Genomic DNA, 17,814 nt, shown 5'->3' on the forward strand with positions numbered 1-17,814 from the left:
TCGCTTCCGCGCTGATCATCATCAGCGACGTCTGGGACGCGCTTCCGCTGTAGCAGCCGGATCTCCGACGCGAAAAGGCCCTGCGCCGTAACCTGGGATTGTCGAGGTCTCAGGAAGCCGGTGCAGGGCCTATGAAGGAAGCTAGCACGGAAGAGGGCATCGGGCGGCGTATCGCCCGCGCACGGAAGTCCCGTGGACTGACGCAGCAACAGCTCGCCGATCGCGTGCCGTGCTCCAAGAGCCTCATCGCCCAGGTGGAAGCCGGCCACAAACCGGCCTCGCAAGCACTGGTCGCCGGGGTGGCCCGTGCCCTCCGGGTGGGCATTGGGAAGCTGACCGGCCAGCCGTACGACGACGAGCCTCGGGCGGGTCGAATCCACGCCACCATCCCCGACATCCGCCGCGCTCTCCTAGCCTGGGACCTCCCGGACGAGGACATCCGGCCGCGGCCGATCGACGAGCTCCAGAAGGACGTAGCGAGACTGTCGGCCCTCGGCCGGGATGCCCGGTACGGACAGCTTGGCGAGGCGCTCCCCGGCCTGCTGGAGGAACTCGCCGCCGCGGCGCACGACGCTACAGGGCCGAAGGAGGCGCAGCTGCACGCCCTGCTCTCCGAGGCCTACACCGGCGTCACGGCGATCGCGTACACGCTCGGCTACTTCGACCTGCGGAGCCTGGCCATGGAACGGGTCGAATGGGCCGCCCGTAAGTCCCAAGACCCGCTCCGGGTGGCCCGCACGCAGTGGCAGCGCAGCACCCTGTTCCTGGCGAGCGCCTCCTACGACAAGGGCGCCAAGCTGCTGGATCGGGTCCGCCGCGACATCGGCGAGAACATCGCCCAGATGGACGAACCGACCTTGAGCGTGTTCGGAGCAGCGCATCTCCGGTCGGCGATTTTCGCCGCCCGCAAGCCCAGCAAGGCGACCGCGTGGGCCCACATCGACGAGGCGCGCGAGGCCGCCCGGGTCCTTGACGCCGACGCCAACCACTACGGCCTGGAGTTCGGACCCTCCAACGTCGCCATCCACGAGGTCGCCGTCGCCGTTGAGATGTACGACGGCACCGAGGCCGTACAGCGGGCGAGCCGGATCCACCTGCCCGCCACGGTGCCGCCGGTCAGGCGCGGCCACTACTACATCGACCTGGCCCGCGGCTTCCTCTACCACGGAGACCGCGCGCAGTCCTTCGATGCCCTGACCCGCGCACGGCGGATCGCCCCCCAGCAGACTCGCAATCACCCGATGGTGCACGAGACGACCCGAATACTGGTCGAGCTCGAACGGCGCCGCTCCGGTTCGCTCAGCGGGTTCGCGTCCTGGCTCGGTATCACCTGAGGTTCACAAGTTTCACCAGCTGTGAAACTTCAGCGGCCTCATATGCGGCTGAATCCAATGTGTGACCTGTGACGCAGAAATAGCCAAGCCGACACAACTTCGCGACGGGCTCGTCACTCGCACCTTGAGCGCGGGCGCGGCGGGACCCTTGCGCGGGGCCGCCCGCCGTGCTCGCCCAGATCGTACGGCCGCCCGCCCTGATGGGAGAGCATCGGGCGGGCGCCGTACGACCCCGGACGGCACGGCGGCGGCGCTAACCCCCGAGAGCGACGCCGCCGCGCCTCAGATCCCCGGAACGTTCTTCGCCTGGGACGTCGAGATCGCCGGCCGCCGGCCGCGCGGCATCTCCGGAGTCACCGACGAGGCGGCCCTCGCCAAACGCCAGGTGAGCCTCGCCCTCACCGGGCAGCCGATCGGATCCACAGGCAAGGTGCGGCTGGTCGCCCTGTCCCCGCGCGGAGACATCTCCTACGTCGACCTGAACGTCGTCGCCCAGGCGCACAAGACCAAGAGCGGAATCACATGGGCGTGACGCGCGACGAGCGAGCCCACCAGCTCGCCGAAGCGATGGCCGCCTACACGCGGCTGATGAACACAGTCCGCCCTGCCTCCAGCGGCGGAAAGAACAGCGAAGCCGAGATCGAGCAGATGCGAGTCGACGGCGACATCATCGCCCGCGCCGCCGTCCGCGCCCGCGAACTCGAAGCCGAGCAGAACGGCTGACAAGGAGCACGGACACATGTCCACCGTGACCTGGCTGAAAGCGTGGGCGCTGCGGTTCCTCTACCCCGAGTGGGAGATCACCCCGTCCGGTCCCGAGTGGTGGATGCTGCGGCGGCTGCCGATAGAGCGACGCGTCCCTCGCGACCGGATGTGGCGCGAGCTGCGGTTCCTGGAACGGATGTTCCGTCATGGCGCGATCAAGGACCAGGACGACTAGTCCGTGTTTTATAAGTGATCGCGTGATCTGGTCGGGGTGGCGTGTCGCTGGCCGGTAAGCAGTGAGGTCTCCGGTAGGTGGTTTTTCGACCAAGAAAGCCCACGCTCCGGAGACCTCGTGGCCACCCTGGCGGTGACGGGGCGGTTCGACCTGACCGACGTGCAGTGGGCGGTGCTGGAGCCGCTGCTGCCCGCGCGGAGAAGGCAGGGCGTCCGCCGAAATGGAGTAAGCGCCGGCTCATCGACGGCATCCGGTGGCGGGTGCGGGTCAGCTCGCCCTGGCGGGACGTGCCCGCCAGGTACGGGCCGTGGCAGACGGTGTACGGGTTGTTTCGCCGGTGGCGGCGTGATGGCACCTGGGCTCAGATCCTTGCCGGGTCGCAGACGCGGGCGGACGCGGCGGGGTTGATCACCTGGGAGGTGAACGTGGACTCCACCATCATGCGGGCGCACAAGCATGCCGCGGGCGCCATGAAAAAGGAGATCTGCAGGCCGAGCCGCCGGCTGGAGTGAGGGATGAGCCGGCCGATCACGCGTTTGGGCCGCTCGCGGGGCGGGTGGTCGACCAAGCTGCACCTGGCGTGTGAGCAGGGGCTGGTCGAGGACGAACGCGGCCGCATCGGGCTCGTGCGCGTCGGCGTAAGCACCTTGCTGTTCAGGTGCGCGCCGAGTCGCCACAACGAGATCGTCATGTCGATCGACCGGGCGGCCTTTTTCCATGCGGGTCTGGCAGAAGTCCTGCCAGGTGCCGAATTCCTCGATGTGCTGGTCGCCGTCTTGGGAGGCCTCGGGGGGCTTGCCGGTGGGGCGGTGGGTGTCGATTCGGGCTGGTTTTGATCAACGTGCGGTGATAGCCCTGAAGTAAGAGGCCGCCTCGGCGCGGCCATGTCTGGAAGGGATCTGGCTCCCATGAACGCTCCCGAAGTCATCCCGGACGAGAACGGCCCCGGCGCCTGGCTCACGCCGGCGTTCGAGATCGTCGACACCTCGCTCGAGGTGACCGCCTACTTCCTGGCGACGCGATAACGGAGACGCCGTGCTCGTCCGCGTGCTTGGAACGGCCGCGGGAGGCGGCGTACCCCAGTGGAACTGTGCGTGCCCCGGGTGCGCCGCCGTCCGCGCCAACCCCGCCCGGCGACGCTCGCACGCCGCGATCGCAGTGCATGACTCGGCGACGGGCCGGTGGCATTTGGTGAACGTGACCCCGGATGTCACCGACCAGGTCGAGGCATGCGAGGCGTTGCGGCCGGAGCCCGGGAGCAGACGCACCCCGCTGGCCGGAGTGATCCTCACCGATGCCGAGCTCGACCACACCCTCGGGCTGTTTCGCCTCCGCGAGGCGGAGGAGATCTCGATCTGCGCGACTGCCGCCGTGCGGGCGGCACTCACCGACGGGCTGGGCGTCCAGCGGATCCTGTCGCCGTATGCGCGGATCGTGCTGCGCGAGCTCCCCGACGGCGATCCGGTGCCGCTGGAGGAAGGCGGCTCGCTGCGCGTCCGCGCCGTGCCGGTGTCGGCTAAACGCCCACGCTATGCCAATGCGCTTCCCGCCACGGGGCTGTGGTCGGTCGCGCTGCACATCACCGACGGGGCGGACGGCAGGTCCCTCCTTTACGCCCCCGCCGTGGCCGCCTGGTCATCCGGCCTGGCGGCAGCGGTCGCCCAAGCCGACCATGTGATCGTCGACGGCACGTTCTGGGACGACGATGAACCCGTGCGGGAGGGCATCGGCGCCAGGACCGCCACCGAAATGGGGCACCTGCCGATCTCCGGGCCGACCGGGACCGCCGAACGGCTGTCGGCCCTGGCCGCGGGCCGCTGCGCGTACACGCATCTCAACAACACCAATCCGCTGGTCGACCCGGCGGCGCCCCAGCACAAGGAGCTGGCCGGCCTCGGCCTGCGTGTCGCCGACGACGGGGAGGTCATCGCACCATGAGCGCGCTGGGCATCGAGGAGCCGCTCCGGGAGATCGCTGAACGCCGCTACCACCACCGCCACCGGTTCAACATCCGTATGCACGAAGGAGTGCTGACCCGAGAAGAACTGCGGGGCTGGATCCTCAACAGGTTCTGCTACCAGCGCCACATTCCCATCAAGGACGCGCTCATCCTGGCGAAGCTGGAGTCGCCCAAGCACCGGCGCATGTGGGTCCGGCGTCTCCACGACCACGACGGGACCGACGAAGACGAGGGAGGCATCGAACGCTGGCTCAGGCTGGGTGAGGCGGCGGGCCTCGACAGGGCGGAGCTGTGGTCCGGCACAGGAGTGCTGCCCGGCGTACGCCTGGCCGTCGAGGGCTATGTGAACTTCTGCCGCTTGCGCGGCCCCCTCGAAGCCGTCGCCTCCTCGTTGACCGAGGTCGTCGCGCCGGACCTCATGGCCACGCGGATCGCGGCGTTCGAAAAGCACTACACCTGGATCGATTCCGAGGGCCTGCGCTACTTCCAGCGGCGCGTCGACCAGGGCCGCAGGGACGGGCGTGAGGCCCTTGAGCTGGTCGAGCAGTGGGTTCGAACGCCCGAGGACCGCAGCCGGGTCCTCGCCGCCTTCGAGTTCAAGTGCGATGTGCTCTGGGCGCTCCTGGACGCCGTCGAACACGCGTACCGGCCCGAGAGCCGCCAAGCCGATGTCGGCTGACCGGCGACAGGGACAGTGGCGGCCGGAACTGCGCCGGTCGATGGTGTTGCGTCGTGACCGGACCAGGGGCGCCGACATCCTGCTCATGCCCGAACGGGTCGTGGTCCTGAACGAGACGGCGGCGCGGATCCTGCGGCTGTGCGACGGCGAGCACAGTGTCGACGACATCGTGACGGAGTTGGGCCAAGCCTTCCCCGGCGCGCCGGTGAACGCGGAGGTTCCCACGTTCCTTCGACAGGTCATGGAGGCCGGATGGCTCCGCTGACGACGCCGTCTCCTCCGTGGGCGTTGCTCGCGGAGGTCACACACGCCTGCCCCTTGCAGTGTCCCTACTGTTCCAATCCGCTCGACCTCGTACGCCGTTCGGCCGAGCTCGGCACCGGCGACTGGCGGCGGGTGATGCGGGAGGCGGGCGAGCTCGGCGTCGTCCAAGCGCACATCTCCGGCGGCGAGCCGTTGCTGCGCGGTGATCTGGAGGACATCATCGCCGCGGCCGAGGACGCGGAAATCTACACGCAGCTGGTGACCAGCGGCCTGGGGCTGCCGCCCGCCCGCCTGGACCGGCTGGTGGCCGCCGGGCTCCGCAGCGTCCAGCTGTCGGTCCAGGACGCCGCCGCACCGAACTCCGACCTCATCGCGGGACGCGGAGGGTCGTTCGCCGCCAAGGAGGAGGCCGCGACGGTCGTGACCGCCGCGGGCCTGCCGCTGGGGCTGAACGTCGTGTTGCACCGGCACAACATCGACCACATCGACGAGATCATCCGGCTGGGAGTCGCGTGGGGCGCCGAACGCATCGAGCTGGCCAACGTGCAGTTCTACGGCTGGGCCATGCGCAACCGGACGGCGCTGCTTCCCGGCCGGGACCGGCTGGCCCGGGCGCAGAAGGTCGTCGACGACCGGCGCGCGGAGCTGGCCGACGCCGTGGAGATCATCTGGGTCGTCCCCGACTACTACGAGGGAATCCCTAAGCCGTGCATGGGCGGCTGGGGCAGCCGTTCGCTCACGGTGGGCCCCGACGGCACCGCTCTGCCATGCCCCGCCGCGTACGCCATCGAAGGGCTCGATCCGCCGAACGTCAAAGAACGGTCGCTCGCCTGGATCTGGGAGCGGTCTTCGGCGTTCGCCGCGTATCGGGGCACGAGCTGGATGCCGGAGCCGTGCCGGAGCTGCCCGGAACGCGAGCGCGACTTCGGGGGCTGCCGATGCCAGGCGTTCGCGCTGACCGGCGACGCGGGACGCACCGATCCCGCATGCCGGCTCTCGCCCGATCACCACCTGGTGGAAGCCGCCGTCAGCGCCGACGAGGAGATCCCCGCGCTGGTCTACCGGCGTCCCGGCAGACGACGCTCATGACCAGTCCGCCTGGACGTCATCGTTCCCGACCTGCACGAGAAACCACGTCCTGATCGCCTCAGCGGACACACCATGCTCACCGCCCAGAGCTCGCCTCCGTTTGAAGGTTTTGCCCTACTCCCGCGCGCTACTCCGACAAAGCTTCAAACGAAAGTTCAACGATACCGTTTAAGGCATGGCCACCGACATCAAGGACATCGCCCAGACCGTCGACGCCACCGCCGTCATGGGGCTGCTGCCCGCCCGGCCGCGGTTGCTCGCACTGGGCGAGCCCACGCACGGCGACGGCACGCTGCTCGACCTGCGCAACGAGCTCTTCCGGCAGCTTGTCGAGCAGGAGGGCTACCGATCGATCGCGATCGAGAGCGACTGCATGATGGGCTTGATCGTGGACGACTACGTCACCTCCGGCACAGGCAGCCTCGACGAGGTCATGGAACGCGGGATCAGCCACGGGTGGGGCGCGTTCACCGCCAACCGCGAGCTCGTGCGCTGGATGCGCGCGTACAACGACGGCCGGACCAGGTCAGAGCGAGTGCGCTTCGCCGGCTTCGACGGCCCGCTGGAGATCACCGAGGCCGCGAGCCCCCGGCAGGCCCTCACCGGGCTCCACGGCTACCTCGCCGCTCAGGTGGACGCCGACCTGCTTCCGTGCACCACGGAAACGCTCGACCGCCTGCTCGGCGCCGACGACAAGTGGGCCAATCCCGCCGCGACGATGGACCCGTCCCAGTCCGTGGGACGGTCGGCCGAGGCCAGCGAACTACGGCTGCTTGCCGACGACCTGGCCGCGCTGCTCCACGCGCAGACGCCGCACCTGATGACCGAGACCCCTCAGGACGACTGGCACCGGGCACAGCTGTACGCGCGCACCGCCATCGGCTTGCTGCGCTACCACTTCTGGATGGCCGACACCTCGCCTGGCCGCCTGGCGCGGTTGGTAGGCCAGCGGGATTCGATGATGGCCGACAACCTCCTCGCCGTGGCCGAGCAGGGCCCAACGTTGGTCCACGCACACAACGGGCATCTCCAGCGAAACAAAAGCACGATGCGCTTGGGCGACCTGCCCGTGGAGTGGTGGAGCGCCGGCGCAATCGTGAACGCTCGCCTAGGCAAGGAGTACGCCTTCCTGGCCACCGCCATCGGTACGCTCCGCCACCACGGCGTGGACACCCCACCCGCCGACACCCTCGAAGGACTCCTGTACGCGCTTCCAGAAAACCACTACGTCATCGACACCCACCGACTGACCGCCACCCTCGCCAACCTGACGCTCGCTCCCCGCGAGTCCCCTTGGTTCGGCTACTCCCCGCTGGACCCAGCCCACGTGGCCCGCCATGACGGGATCGTGTTCGTTAAGGACGCCCTGACGAGCTAACCAGGGCTATTTGGTGATGGCGGTTGGGTGAGTGGACGGTCTGGTGGTGTGGCGCCCGCACCTCAGGACCGCTGTTCCGGGCCGACCGCCGGCCCGCACGTGCGCGGCCGTCGACCGGTGTCCCCACACCGGCCGCGGCCGCCTCTCCTCGAACGCGCCGAGTACCTGTTCAAGCAGGATGACCCCGCCGATGCGGTTACGTCCGTTCAAGGCACCCGGTCACGGCACGAACTGGATCTCGGGATAGTGCGGGGACGGTCCGGACAACAGGCGGTTGTCGTGGTGGCGCAGGTGGAGGTCGAAGAAGGCGCCCAGGTAGGCGCGTTGGGCGGCGACGGCCCGGCCGGCGTCGATCGTGCCGATCGATTCGGTCAGACGGGCGGCGACCTGGGGCGGGATCGGGAGTGCCCGCATCAGTTGCTGCGCCATCGGGGACAGGTCGGTGTAGGTCTGGTGGCCGGAGTCACGCAGGAGCAGTTCACGGCGCCAGCCGCGCAGGTTCGACCAGAACTGCTCCCAGGTCGGATCGTTGTAACGCCCATGGGTGGCGTTGCTCATCAGCAGGAAAGGACGGTCAAGGCCGGTGTCGGCGACGGCGCCCGGAATGGAGCCGTCCAGGTCGGCCCCCGCGAGGATCCGCGAATCCTCCGCCATCGTGTCCGCGGCCGTCGCGCCGCCCAGCGAGTGACCGAACATCCCGATCTTCGATAGATCGAGGGAGCCCTTGAGGCCGCGCGGCAGCCGACGCCGGCCGGCGTCGGGATTGCGTCCCGCGTTCAGGGCCGCGAGTTGGTCCATGACGAACTTGGTGTCGTCCAGCCGGGCCTTCAACGCCTTGGCTATGTCCTTCGGGGTCGGCTGGGCCGGTTTCCGGCTCAGTTCCAGCCTGCCGTGAGGGAACTCCACGAGTTGGGAGTCGTAGGTGTGGTCGATGGTGACGACCACATATCCGCGGCTGGCGAGGTCCTCGACCAGGGCGGTGCCCTGTGCGCGCATCGAACCGTAGCCGGGGGAGAAGAGCACCACCGGATTACCGCGGCCGCGCGCGTGGACGGGTGCGCCGTGGCCCGCATGCGTCACTGGGAGGACGACCTTGTCCAACGGCGTCTGGAGGTCCCTGCCGGCCTGCGTCAGGTACTGCGACGCCGCCGCCCGTGTGAGCCACGGGACGCGGCGGTGCGCATCGGCGCTCAGGGTCGGGTACCACAGACTGATCATCAGCTCGCGCCGCGCGGGCGACGTCCACGGGTCCTGACGGGCACGGTCGATCAGATGCAGGGACGTCGTTCCAATCCGCCGCGGACCGGTCGGCGCCGGCAGGGACAACCGCACAGTTTGCCGCTGGGCGGCCTGCGCGGTGGGACCGTGCACGACCTTCGCGGTCTCGGTGCGGGTGGGCATATGGCCGGTCGCCGCGGCCGTCCCCGTGATGGCGAGGAGCACGCTCGCCGTGCCGGCCGTCGCCACAACGGATCGGCGTTTGAGAACGGGTGGCCGCTTCGAGCCGGAGGGCACCGGAGGACGCGCCTCGTCGGCCGGAGGTTGAGAGATCATTTCCCGACATTCGCAGCCCGTTGGCGGTGTGAACAGGCGTTATACGCGATCTCGGGGTAGAACCGGGGACATCCCCGAGCCGTCTCCTAGGGGCGAGGTCGTCCGCTCGACAACAATCATCCCCCGGCAGACGATCGGCAGCGCCAGGTCACGGTCCGGCTCCTCACCCGCGGCCTCAGACGACCTGGGCGCCTGGATCTGTTTCGAGGACGAGACCGGCCAGGGACTCAGTCCGCCGCGCGGACGCTCCTGGAGCCGCCGGGGACACCGGCCGCGGGTGAGCCTGCGCGGCGGCGACTGGCTGACGATGTTCTACCGGCCGGCCTACGCTCCCGAACTCAACCCCACCGAGACGTGTGGGCGGTACTCAAGCGCTCCATGACCAACTTGCTGGCCGCCGACCTGGACTACCTGACCAGCATGATCAAGCACCGACTCACCACCGTCCAGCACCACCCTGAAGTGATCGACGGCTGTACAGGCGAGATCATGCTTGCAGGTATTCCGCTCCACCCGCACCCATGGGGTACCGCACCTGGCCGGCCGGTATTTGGTCGGCCGGATTCCTCGATCTCGGTACCGAGGTGTTGGCAGGCTTGTGACCGGGCTTGCGTGCCTTCTCAAGCGCAATAGCCATGGCCGTCGGCGGAACCCGTGGTCCATCGCCAGACGCCACGTAGGCCAGCGCTGGGCTTGCCGCGTACGCCGCGATGCTGGCCGCCCTGGCGGATGACGACCTGGCGGCGCGTCGGTGCGTCGGCGATGCTGGGTCGGGTGGAGTACGTGTCAAAAGTGGCGCGACCGGCTAGGCCGGTGGCGGTTCGTGCGCGTGCCGGGTGCCACGTCTTCTACATGACGGACGTTGAGGCGGCACATCACCGCCCACGCCTCGCCCATAAGGAGATGCCATGCCGGAAGGGCGCCGAAAGTACGATGCGGCGTTCCGGGAGGGAGCGGTTCGGATCGTGCGGTCGACTGACAAGCCGGTCGCCCTGGTGGCCCGGGTTCTGGGAATCGTCGCGCGGACGCTGCATCACCGGGTGAAGGCTGACCGGGTCGAGGCGGCGGGGTTGAAGGTCGACGAGCGTGCGGAGCTGGCGCGGTTGCGGGCCGAGAACGCCGAGCTGCGGAGGGAGCGTGATGTCCTCAAGCGATCCGTGGTCGCTCCGCCTCGCGGATCGGGCTGGTTTCGTCTTGGCCGCCGCCACGTCAATGTCAATCACCAGCTCGTCAACTGCATGCGCCACATCCGGAGCGAGACCGGCCTGGGAACGGATGAGATGGGCCGCCGGGCCGGTGTTCCCCGGCGTGTTCTGCGCCGGTTCGACAAGGGGGAGTGCCGGTTGGCGGAGCGGCGTTTCCTCGATCGGCTCGCCGCCACGTTCGGCTTCGACGCCTCGGCCGTGCTGGGACGTCCGGTCTGGGAACGCGACGGCGGGTTCATGGCGGCATATGAACGCGTCGTCGCGCACACGCTGATCAGCATCGACCGGTGCTTCCATTTGTTCCAGTACGCCCAATCGGTCCGTGACCTGCCGGGCGCCGCTGCCGAAGTCGGTGTCTTCCGGGGCGGCTCGGCCAAGCTCATCGCAGAGGCGGTGGGCGCCCGAAAGCTGTACTTGTTCGACACCTTCACCGGCATCCCGGCGCACTCGCCCACCGACGATCTGCATCAGACCAACGACTTCGCCGAAACGGAACTGGCCGTTGTCGAGCGATTGTTCGAAGGCCAGAAAAATGTCGTCCTCGTGCCGGGTGTCTTCCCCGAGTCCGCCACCGAGATGCAGGAGGCATTCTGCTTCGTGCATGTCGATACCGACGTGTACGGATCGGCCCTGGACTGCTGCCGTTATTTCTATCCCCGGCTCGTCAGCGGAGGAGTCATGGTCTTCGACGACTACGGCAGCTACTCGTGCCCCGGAATCAAGCGGGCCGTCGACGAATACTTCGCCGACAAGGGGGAGTGGGCGATCCAGACCACCGGCCACCAAGCCGTCATCCGCAAGGTCGCCTACACCGGCAACGGTCGTCGATGGTCGCCTGAGTCGATGGGAATCGGGGCGAGCCCATGGTGATCTGCGGCATCAAGGTGACGCACGACGGTGGCGTCGCCGTGGTCGACGGCGGCGTGCTGCGCTTCAGCGTCGAAATGGAGAAGCTGGGCGGCAACGTCCGGCACAGCACCCTCGGCTGCCTGGACAACCTGGATTTGATCCTCAAATCCGAGGGCATCAGCCCCATGGATGTGGACGCTTTCGTCGTCGATGGCTGGTTCGGTGCCGCGCCGGGCGCGCCTGTATCGGTGGCGACCTCCCGCGCGGGAAGCCGGGTCGAGCTGCGGGTCGCCGATTACCAGCCGCCCTCGACCAGGGTGAGCGCTCTGACGCCCTATCGTTTCGACAATCCAGCGTTGTCGCCCCGGGGCACTTACACCAGCTATTTCCATGCGAGCAACCATGTGTTCGGCTCGTACTGCACCAGCCCGTTCGCGGAACGCGGTGAGGACTCGTTGGTGCTCGTCTGGGACGGCGGTATGCTTCCCCGGCTCTTCTCCGTTTCGGCCTCCGACCGATCCGTGACGGACCTGGGACCACAGTTCCCTCTGCTCGGCAATATGTTCTCCGACTTCTGCGCCCGCCTGGCACCGTTCCGCCGTGACTGGGACGGGATGGACGACGAGGAGAAGCACCGTACGCTTCTGGAGGTCCCGGGCAAAGCAATGGCGTACGCCGCATTGGGCACGGTCGAACCGGACGCGTTCGCCGGCTTCGACACCCTCCTCGACGAGCTGAACGACCTCACCTGGACCGCCGCCGCCCGGTTCGGGGAGGGGGTGCTCGCCAGGCGCGACGACATGTTCGCTGGACTGACCGACGCGGACCTCATCGCCACCTTCCAGGCGTACATCGGTGAACTGTTGCTCGGCGCATTGCGAGAGAGCCTCCGCAAAATCGGTGGCACACCCAACCTGTGCCTCGGCGGTGGCTGTGCCCTCAACATCAAATGGAACGCCGCTGTGCGCGGAAGCGGTATGTTCGCCGACGTCTGGGTGCCACCGTTCCCCAACGATTCGGGAGCGGCGATCGGGACCGCGTGCTGCGAGATGTTCCGCGCCGGCCGCCATGCGGCGTTGGATTGGCAGGTGTACGCCGGTCCACAGCTCGGCGCCCAGCCGTGCCCTCCCGGATGGAACGCGCGGGCCTGCGACGAAGAGGCCCTCGCCGAGCTGCTGTATCGGCACGGCGAACCGGTGGCCGTGCTGACCGGCCGCGCCGAACTCGGCCCCCGGGCGCTCGGCAACCGCAGCATCATCGCGCCGGCGGTCGACCCGGCGATGAAGAGTCGGCTCAACGCGATCAAGAAACGCGAGCACTACCGGCCGGTGGCTCCCATCTGCCTGGAGCGGTACGCGCCCGAGGTGTTCGACCCGGGTACTCCCGACCCCTACATGCTGTTCGAGCACCGGGTACGGCCGCAGTGGATCGACAAGGTGCCCGCCATAACGCACCTCGACGGCACCGCTCGCCTGCAGACGGTCAACGACCGGCAGAACCCCCCCATCGCCCGCGTCCTCAACGCGTATCACCGCCGCACCGGCGTCCCGCTGCTGTGCAACACCAGCGCCAACGGACCCGGCCAGGGCTTCTTTCCGGACCTGCCGTCCGCGGCTTCCTGGGGAGGCGTCCGCCTGTTGTGGGCGGACGGAACGCTCTACAAGGCCCCGGACGCACCGTCGGGGTGATCATCCGGCCCCGGACGCCCCGGGTCGATGGCGGCCAGCAACGCGGTGAGACCGCGTACGGTCGGCGCCTTGAAGACGGCGGCCAGCGGCACATCCCAGCCGAGCGCGGAACGGAGGCGGGCGACCACCTGCGCGGCGAGCAGCGAGTGGCCGCCGAGAGCGAAGAAGCTGGTCTCCGGGTCGACGTCCCGAATGCCCAGCACCTCTCCCCACACGTCGGTCACGAGCCGTTGCAGGGCGGCCGGCGCCGCGTCCGTGTCGCTCGGTGACTGCGCCGCCGGTGCCGAGGCGGATCGGGCTTCCTCACCGGCACCGCCCGTCGTAAGCCGCACTCTGCCGTCGGGCAGCAGCCGCGCAGACCGTCCGGTGGCCAGCATCCAGGCGCCGGCAGGCATGAACGGATCGGGCCGCCGGACGGTAGCCGTGGAATCGCCGTAGTAGCCGACGTTCAGGTGATCCGCGCTCAGGTACAGGTCGCCCACGGCCAGCACCGGGCAACGTTCCAGGGACTCCGTCAGAACCAGCGGGGCCACCCCGGGGCCCGCTCGATAGGCCGGCGGCCCGCCGGCCGCCTGCGGGCGGCGAGACAACCCCCACGGCACCTCCACCGTCGGCCAGATCGCGAGCAGATGCGGTGCCCGCCCGCCGTCCTGGTCGCCGCCCGCCAACGCGTCAGCGGCGGCCGGATCGTCGTCCCACAGCACCACCGTCGTGACCGGCAGCCGGCCGAGCCCACCGATCGCGGTGTCGAACCGGGACAGGGTGGAAGCACGCGCGATGAGGCAGATCGCCTGTTCCCCGGCCAGTAGATCCTCCACCAGCTCCGGAGACCGCTGCAGGGCGGGCGGCACCGCGACCAGCCGCTCGCCGCTGATCAGCGCGGCGTAGACGGCCAGCAGGCCGACCTCGGTCTGGATGGGGTCGAGCAGCGCCCAGACTCGGCCGGGCTCGGCGGGCAGTTCGGCGACACCCGCCCCAACGCCCGTCGCCAGCGCCCCATCCGTGAGTTGCACGGTGCCTTCACCGACGGGTACCGCAAACGCCACGCCCCCGAAGGCCCGACTCGCGCCCCCAGCGCCATCGCACCCAGCGCCATCGCACCCGGCGTCATCGCCCCCGGCCCTGCCGCCCCCGGCGTCATCCGCCACGGCCCCGGTGTCCTCGGCCCCAGCCCTGGTGTCGTCGGCCCCGCCATCATCGGTCCTGGCGTCGTCGGCCCCGGCCCCGGTGTCGTCGGCCCCGGTGTCGTCGGCCCTGGCCTTGACGGCCCCAGCGTCGTCGGCCCTGGCGTCTTCGAGCCTGGCGTGGTCGGTGACGGCCAGTTCGTTGATCGCGTGTCCTGGCCGGAGGAGGTGTCCGGAGTTTCCGGTTGGCGCCGGTGACCAGAGCGCGGTTCCGCCATCCTCGATGATGGCGAGCGCTCCGGAGACCACGCCCGGTGCGGCCGGGCATTCGACTGTGACGACGTGGTCGCCGCCAGCGGGCAAGCTCTCCAGGACGGCCGTCAAACGGGCCGCTTCGTCGGCCAGGTCGCGGTAGGTCAGGGACGCGTCCGCGAAAGTGCCCGGTTGCATGACGGCTACAGCGTCCGGCCGTTCACGGGACCAGTGCTCGACGGCGGAACGCAGCGTGGGAAACCGCGGCGTATAGGACGAGGCGCGCGTCGCCGTGGCCGCGGCAAAGGTACGCCGGTCACCGGCCAACCGGCCGACGACTTCCGTGAGCGGCTGGTCGGGCGCGGCGGCCACGGCCTCGACGACGTCGCCGAAGTCCTCGATGACGCGGTCCACGGTGGCGTCTTCGAACAGTTCCGTGCTGGCGATGAGCTCGCCGTCGATCGTCCCGTCCGGCCGCTCCAGGAGCTGGAACTCCAGGTCGAAACGGGTCTTGCAGAAGACGTTCTCGGCGGTCGTGACCAGGCCGGGCAGCTCCGGGTGATCGAGTGCCCGCCACCGCCGGCCGTCGAGCACCTGGAACGAGACGGACGTCAGCGGGAACCTGTTCGCCTCCCGTTCGGCCCCGACCGCCGCGACGACCTGCGCGAACGACAGGTCCTGGTTGGCCAGCGCGTCGATGGTCGTCTCCCGGGCGCGCCCCACCACCTGCCGGAACGTCGGCGACCCGCCCAGGTCGACCCGCAGGACCAGGGTGTTCAGGAAGCAGCCGATGAGCGGCTCCAGTGCGGCGTCGGGCCGGTTGCTGACCGGCGTGCCGATCATCAGGTCGTCCGTTCCGGAATACCTCGACAGCGTCACGGCCAGGGCCGCCAGCAGTGTCATGTGCATGGTGGCGCCTTCGGCACGGGCCACCTTCCGTACCCGGCGCACGGGCTCGTCGGGGAGCCGGAGCGGATACGCCGCCGCCGCGTGCGTCATATGCGCCGGTCGTACGCGGTCAGCGGGCAGCTCCAAGGCCGGCGGGGCGCCGGACAGCTGCGTGCGCCAGTAGTCGAGCTGACCGGCGAGCACCTCCTCGGTGAAGGTCTCACGCTGCCATACCGCGAAATCGGTGTACTGCACCGGCAGCTCCGGCAGGGCGGGAGGCTCGCCGCGGGTCGCGGCCTCGTAGCAATGGGCGAATTCACGGTGGAAGTTCACCGTGGACCACGCGTCCATGACGATGTTGTGGAACGTCAGCACGAGTACGTGGTCGGTCTCGTCCAACCGCAGCAGGCGGCACCACAGCATCGGGCCCCTGCGGAGGTCGACGGGCTTGCCCGCCTCCCGCTCGGCCGCCTCTCGTACCGCCCGTGACCGGCCGGCGGCGTCGAGCGCGCTCAGGTCGTCCACGTCGATCGCGATGCTGAACGGCGGCCCGACCACCTGCACGGGTCGGCCCTGGTGGGAGTCGAACGTGGTGCGCAGGGCCTCGTGCCGCGCGACGATCGTGTCGAGCGCCCGCTGCAGCGCCGTCAGGTCCAGCTCTCCGCGCAACCGCATCCCGTTGGCCATGTTGTAGTAGGCACTTCCGGGGTCCACCTGGTCGACCAACCACAACCGCTCCTGGGCGAACGACGTCGGCAGGCGGACCTCAGTCATCCGGGGCTTCCTTTCCGAGCGGCCTGATCGGTGGCAGCGGCCTGCCCCCGCCGGTGCTCGTGCGCTCGTCGATCGCGCTGGCGAGCTCGTGCAGGATCCGGGCGCGGAAGATCAGGCCGACCGGCAGTGTCTGGTCCAGCACCTGGCGAAACCGGCTGACGGCACGGGTGACCAGCACGGAGTGCCCGCCCAGCTCGAAGAAGTCGTCGAACCGGCTCGCGGACGGCACCTGGAGGACCTCGCACCACACCTGGGCGACCGTTCTCTCCGTCGGTGTGCGGGGCTCGTCGTCGCGGCCGGGGCCGGCTGCGGCACCGCCGGCGGGTCCGGGCAGCGCGGCACGATCGATCTTGCCGTTCGAGGTCGTGGGGAGCGCCGGAAGCCGGACCACGTGCGCCGGCACCGCGTACTCGGGCAACCGGTCACGGAGCGCCGCGCGCAACGCGTCGGCGTTCAGCCGCGCATCGTCGGAGCCGCAGACGTAGGCGACGAGCCGGTGGTCGTCCGCGCTGATCTCGTGCACCGCGACGGCGCACTCGCGGACGCCGGGCTGTGTCGCGAGGATCGACTCGACCTCCGCCAGGTGGACACGCAGACCGCGGATCTTCACGAGGCTGTCGCGCCGGCCGCGGAACTCGATGCCGCCGTCCTCCCGCCGCCGGCCGAGATCACCCGTTCGGTACATCCGCTCACCGGGGACCTCCGCCCAGGGGTCGGGCACGAACGACTCGGCGGTGGCGCCGGGACGGCCGACGTATCCCCGGGCGAGAACCGTGCCGGCGACGCAGATCTCGCCGACCTCGCCCGGAGGCACTCTGCGCAGGTCCTCGTCCAGGATCTCGACGCGGCAGCCGGGGACCGGATGGCCGATGAACGTGCCGTCGCCGTCGGGCGTCAGCGGCGCCGCGGTGACGAACACCCCTGCCTCCGTGGTCCCGAACACGTTGACGTACCGCCGTCCGGGACCGGCGAATCGGCGGAGAACGGCCTGCGAGACGAGATCGCCGCCGCTGATGACCGTCGTCAGCGTGGGCAGGTGCGCGGGCGGCAGGCTGGCGAGCAGGGCCGGCACGGCCTGCATCAGCTCGATCCCGTGCCGGCGGACGAGGTCGACGATGTGGTCGGGGTCCCGGCCGTCGCTGATGTACAGGGTCGAGCCCGTGCACAGCGCCAGCAGCACGTCGGAGATCCAGACATCGAAGGTGAGCGGCGTCTGCGTCAGGATCCGCATCGGGCGGTCGACACCGAGCACGGCCGGCTGCATCGCGGCCAGGTTGTCCATGCTGCGGTACGGGACCGCTACCGGCTTTGCCGTACCGGTGGAGCCGGACGTCCGGATCACATAGGCGGTGGCCTCCGGGTCCGGCGCGTCTGCCAGACGCCCGCCGCCGCCGCCGCTGCCGCCGCCGCTGCCGCCGCCGCTGCCGCCGCCAATGTCGCCGCCGCCGGTATCGCGGGTGTCGCTGGCTGTGGGCGCCAGTGCCGGCGTGATGTCCTCCTCCGCCAGCGTCATCGCTGCGCCGCCGTCCCGCAGCAGTGCGGCTTGATCGGCCGCGGATGCGTCGGCCGGCACCGGTAGGTAGGCCGCGCCGGTCCTCAGCACGGCGAGCATGGCGGTAACGGCTTCGGGCGAGCGGCGCGTGACCGCTCCGACGACCCGTTCGGGACCGGCCCCATGACGAAGCAGATATGCCGCGACGGCCGTCGACGCTTGATCAATTTGGCGGTACGAGAACGCACGGTCCGCGAACCGGACGGCGCATTCGTCAGGGCGAGTCCGCACCTGCCGAGCGAAGCGATCGAGAGCCCTTCCGTGTGCGGCTTCGACATGCATCG

General features: G+C 69.6%; 18 protein-coding genes. 15 read left to right on the forward strand and 3 right to left on the reverse strand.

The genetic code is table 11. From position 1 onward, the window contains the following. Window positions 1-131 precede the first annotated feature (131 nt). The 12 genes from ABD333_RS42935 (at window position 132) to ABD333_RS42990 (ending at window position 7,644) form a co-directional block, all read left to right on the forward strand. On the forward strand, window positions 132-1,334 hold the full coding sequence (locus ABD333_RS42935; protein ID WP_344548422.1) for a helix-turn-helix domain-containing protein: 1,203 nt from the start codon (window positions 132-134) through the stop codon (window positions 1,332-1,334). 61 nt (window positions 1,335-1,395) lie between these two features. Then, window positions 1,396-1,866 carry a hypothetical protein gene (locus tag ABD333_RS42940; protein WP_344548423.1) on the forward strand — a complete coding sequence of 157 codons (471 nt, stop codon included), beginning with the start codon at window positions 1,396-1,398 and terminating at the stop codon, window positions 1,864-1,866. Beyond that, entirely contained in the window at window positions 1,863-2,057 is a 195-nt protein-coding gene (locus ABD333_RS42945; protein WP_344548424.1) for a hypothetical protein, read from the forward strand. The genes ABD333_RS42940 and ABD333_RS42945 overlap by 4 nt, the downstream gene beginning before the upstream one ends. A gap of 16 nt (window positions 2,058-2,073) precedes the next feature. Continuing rightward, window positions 2,074-2,274, forward strand: a complete 201-nt coding sequence (locus ABD333_RS42950) for a hypothetical protein (protein WP_344548425.1) — start codon at window positions 2,074-2,076, stop codon at window positions 2,272-2,274. 164 nt (window positions 2,275-2,438) lie between these two features. Next, window positions 2,439-2,786: a transposase gene (locus ABD333_RS42955; protein ID WP_344548426.1), complete on the forward strand. Its 348-nt coding sequence runs from the start codon at window positions 2,439-2,441 to the stop codon at window positions 2,784-2,786. A gap of 3 nt (window positions 2,787-2,789) precedes the next feature. Further along, entirely contained in the window at window positions 2,790-3,110 is a 321-nt protein-coding gene (locus tag ABD333_RS42960) for a hypothetical protein (protein WP_344548427.1), read from the forward strand. 72 nt (window positions 3,111-3,182) lie between these two features. After that, window positions 3,183-3,299, forward strand: a complete 117-nt coding sequence (gene pqqA, locus ABD333_RS42965) for a pyrroloquinoline quinone precursor peptide PqqA (RefSeq protein WP_344548428.1) — start codon at window positions 3,183-3,185, stop codon at window positions 3,297-3,299. A gap of 22 nt (window positions 3,300-3,321) precedes the next feature. Continuing rightward, on the forward strand, window positions 3,322-4,212 hold the full coding sequence (gene pqqB / locus ABD333_RS42970) for a pyrroloquinoline quinone biosynthesis protein PqqB (protein ID WP_344548522.1): 891 nt from the start codon (window positions 3,322-3,324) through the stop codon (window positions 4,210-4,212). Further along, window positions 4,209-4,913 carry a pyrroloquinoline-quinone synthase PqqC gene (gene pqqC / locus ABD333_RS42975; protein WP_344548429.1) on the forward strand — a complete coding sequence of 235 codons (705 nt, stop codon included), beginning with the start codon at window positions 4,209-4,211 and terminating at the stop codon, window positions 4,911-4,913. The genes pqqB and pqqC overlap by 4 nt, the downstream gene beginning before the upstream one ends. Before the next feature lie 40 nt (window positions 4,914-4,953). Continuing rightward, window positions 4,954-5,178, forward strand: a complete 225-nt coding sequence (gene pqqD / locus ABD333_RS42980) for a pyrroloquinoline quinone biosynthesis peptide chaperone PqqD (protein WP_344548430.1) — start codon at window positions 4,954-4,956, stop codon at window positions 5,176-5,178. Then, the gene (pqqE, locus tag ABD333_RS42985; RefSeq protein WP_344548431.1) at window positions 5,166-6,266 is read left to right on the forward strand and encodes a pyrroloquinoline quinone biosynthesis protein PqqE; all 1,101 of its coding nucleotides are present in this window, start codon (window positions 5,166-5,168) and stop codon (window positions 6,264-6,266) included. The genes pqqD and pqqE overlap by 13 nt, the downstream gene beginning before the upstream one ends. 175 nt (window positions 6,267-6,441) lie before the next feature. Further along, the gene (locus ABD333_RS42990; protein WP_344548432.1) at window positions 6,442-7,644 is read left to right on the forward strand and encodes an erythromycin esterase family protein; all 1,203 of its coding nucleotides are present in this window, start codon (window positions 6,442-6,444) and stop codon (window positions 7,642-7,644) included. Between the two features lie 219 nt (window positions 7,645-7,863). Here the strand turns inward: ABD333_RS42990 and ABD333_RS42995 are convergent, their stop codons facing one another. Next, a complete protein-coding gene (locus ABD333_RS42995) occupies window positions 7,864-9,198 on the reverse strand; it encodes an alpha/beta hydrolase family protein (protein ID WP_344548433.1) in 1,335 nt (444 codons plus the stop codon). A gap of 378 nt (window positions 9,199-9,576) precedes the next feature. On the opposite strand from ABD333_RS42995, the gene ABD333_RS43000 reads away from it, so the two are divergent. The 3 genes from ABD333_RS43000 to ABD333_RS43010 all read left to right on the forward strand — a co-directional run bounded on the left by ABD333_RS43000 (window position 9,577) and on the right by ABD333_RS43010 (window position 12,940). Further along, entirely contained in the window at window positions 9,577-9,831 is a 255-nt protein-coding gene (locus ABD333_RS43000) for a hypothetical protein (protein ID WP_344548434.1), read from the forward strand. A 275-nt stretch (window positions 9,832-10,106) separates the two neighbouring features. After that, a complete protein-coding gene (locus ABD333_RS43005; RefSeq protein WP_344548435.1) occupies window positions 10,107-11,273 on the forward strand; it encodes a TylF/MycF/NovP-related O-methyltransferase in 1,167 nt (388 codons plus the stop codon). Next, window positions 11,267-12,940, forward strand: a complete 1,674-nt coding sequence (locus ABD333_RS43010; protein WP_344548436.1) for a carbamoyltransferase N-terminal domain-containing protein — start codon at window positions 11,267-11,269, stop codon at window positions 12,938-12,940. Before ABD333_RS43005 ends, ABD333_RS43010 begins: the two co-directional genes overlap by 7 nt. Here ABD333_RS43010 and ABD333_RS43015 read toward each other — a convergent pair. Then, on the reverse strand, window positions 12,910-15,978 hold the full coding sequence (locus tag ABD333_RS43015) for a condensation domain-containing protein (protein ID WP_344548437.1): 3,069 nt from the start codon (window positions 15,976-15,978) through the stop codon (window positions 12,910-12,912). The two genes, ABD333_RS43010 and ABD333_RS43015, sit on opposite strands and share 31 nt — an antisense overlap. After that, entirely contained in the window at window positions 15,971-17,812 is a 1,842-nt protein-coding gene (locus ABD333_RS43020; protein ID WP_344548438.1) for a non-ribosomal peptide synthetase, read from the reverse strand. Before ABD333_RS43020 ends, ABD333_RS43015 begins: the two co-directional genes overlap by 8 nt. Window positions 17,813-17,814 lie beyond the last annotated feature (2 nt).

Source organism: Actinomadura fulvescens, assembly GCF_039533225.1.
In the GTDB taxonomy this organism is placed as follows: domain Bacteria; phylum Actinomycetota; class Actinomycetes; order Streptosporangiales; family Streptosporangiaceae; genus Spirillospora; species Spirillospora fulvescens.

What these genes read in the sequence shown, in the direction of transcription:
- ABD333_RS42935 (WP_344548422.1), top strand. Translation starts at nt 132, where the DNA reads ATGAAGGAAGCTAGCACGGAAGAGGGCATCGGGCGGCGTATCGCCCGC.
- ABD333_RS42950 (WP_344548425.1), top strand. Translation starts at nt 2,074, where the DNA reads ATGTCCACCGTGACCTGGCTGAAAGCGTGGGCGCTGCGGTTCCTCTAC.
- ABD333_RS42960 (WP_344548427.1), top strand. Translation starts at nt 2,790, where the DNA reads ATGAGCCGGCCGATCACGCGTTTGGGCCGCTCGCGGGGCGGGTGGTCG.
- pqqA (WP_344548428.1), top strand. Translation starts at nt 3,183, where the DNA reads ATGAACGCTCCCGAAGTCATCCCGGACGAGAACGGCCCCGGCGCCTGG.
- pqqC (WP_344548429.1), top strand. Translation starts at nt 4,209, where the DNA reads ATGAGCGCGCTGGGCATCGAGGAGCCGCTCCGGGAGATCGCTGAACGC.
- pqqD (WP_344548430.1), top strand. Translation starts at nt 4,954, where the DNA reads ATGGTGTTGCGTCGTGACCGGACCAGGGGCGCCGACATCCTGCTCATG.
- pqqE (WP_344548431.1), top strand. Translation starts at nt 5,166, where the DNA reads ATGGCTCCGCTGACGACGCCGTCTCCTCCGTGGGCGTTGCTCGCGGAG.
- ABD333_RS42990 (WP_344548432.1), top strand. Translation starts at nt 6,442, where the DNA reads ATGGCCACCGACATCAAGGACATCGCCCAGACCGTCGACGCCACCGCC.
- ABD333_RS42995 (WP_344548433.1), bottom strand. Translation starts at nt 9,198, where the DNA reads ATGATCTCTCAACCTCCGGCCGACGAGGCGCGTCCTCCGGTGCCCTCC.
- ABD333_RS43000 (WP_344548434.1), top strand. Translation starts at nt 9,577, where the DNA reads ATGACCAACTTGCTGGCCGCCGACCTGGACTACCTGACCAGCATGATC.
- ABD333_RS43005 (WP_344548435.1), top strand. Translation starts at nt 10,107, where the DNA reads ATGCCGGAAGGGCGCCGAAAGTACGATGCGGCGTTCCGGGAGGGAGCG.
- ABD333_RS43010 (WP_344548436.1), top strand. Translation starts at nt 11,267, where the DNA reads ATGGTGATCTGCGGCATCAAGGTGACGCACGACGGTGGCGTCGCCGTG.
- ABD333_RS43015 (WP_344548437.1), bottom strand. Translation starts at nt 15,978, where the DNA reads ATGACTGAGGTCCGCCTGCCGACGTCGTTCGCCCAGGAGCGGTTGTGG.
- ABD333_RS43020 (WP_344548438.1), bottom strand. Translation starts at nt 17,812, where the DNA reads ATGCATGTCGAAGCCGCACACGGAAGGGCTCTCGATCGCTTCGCTCGG.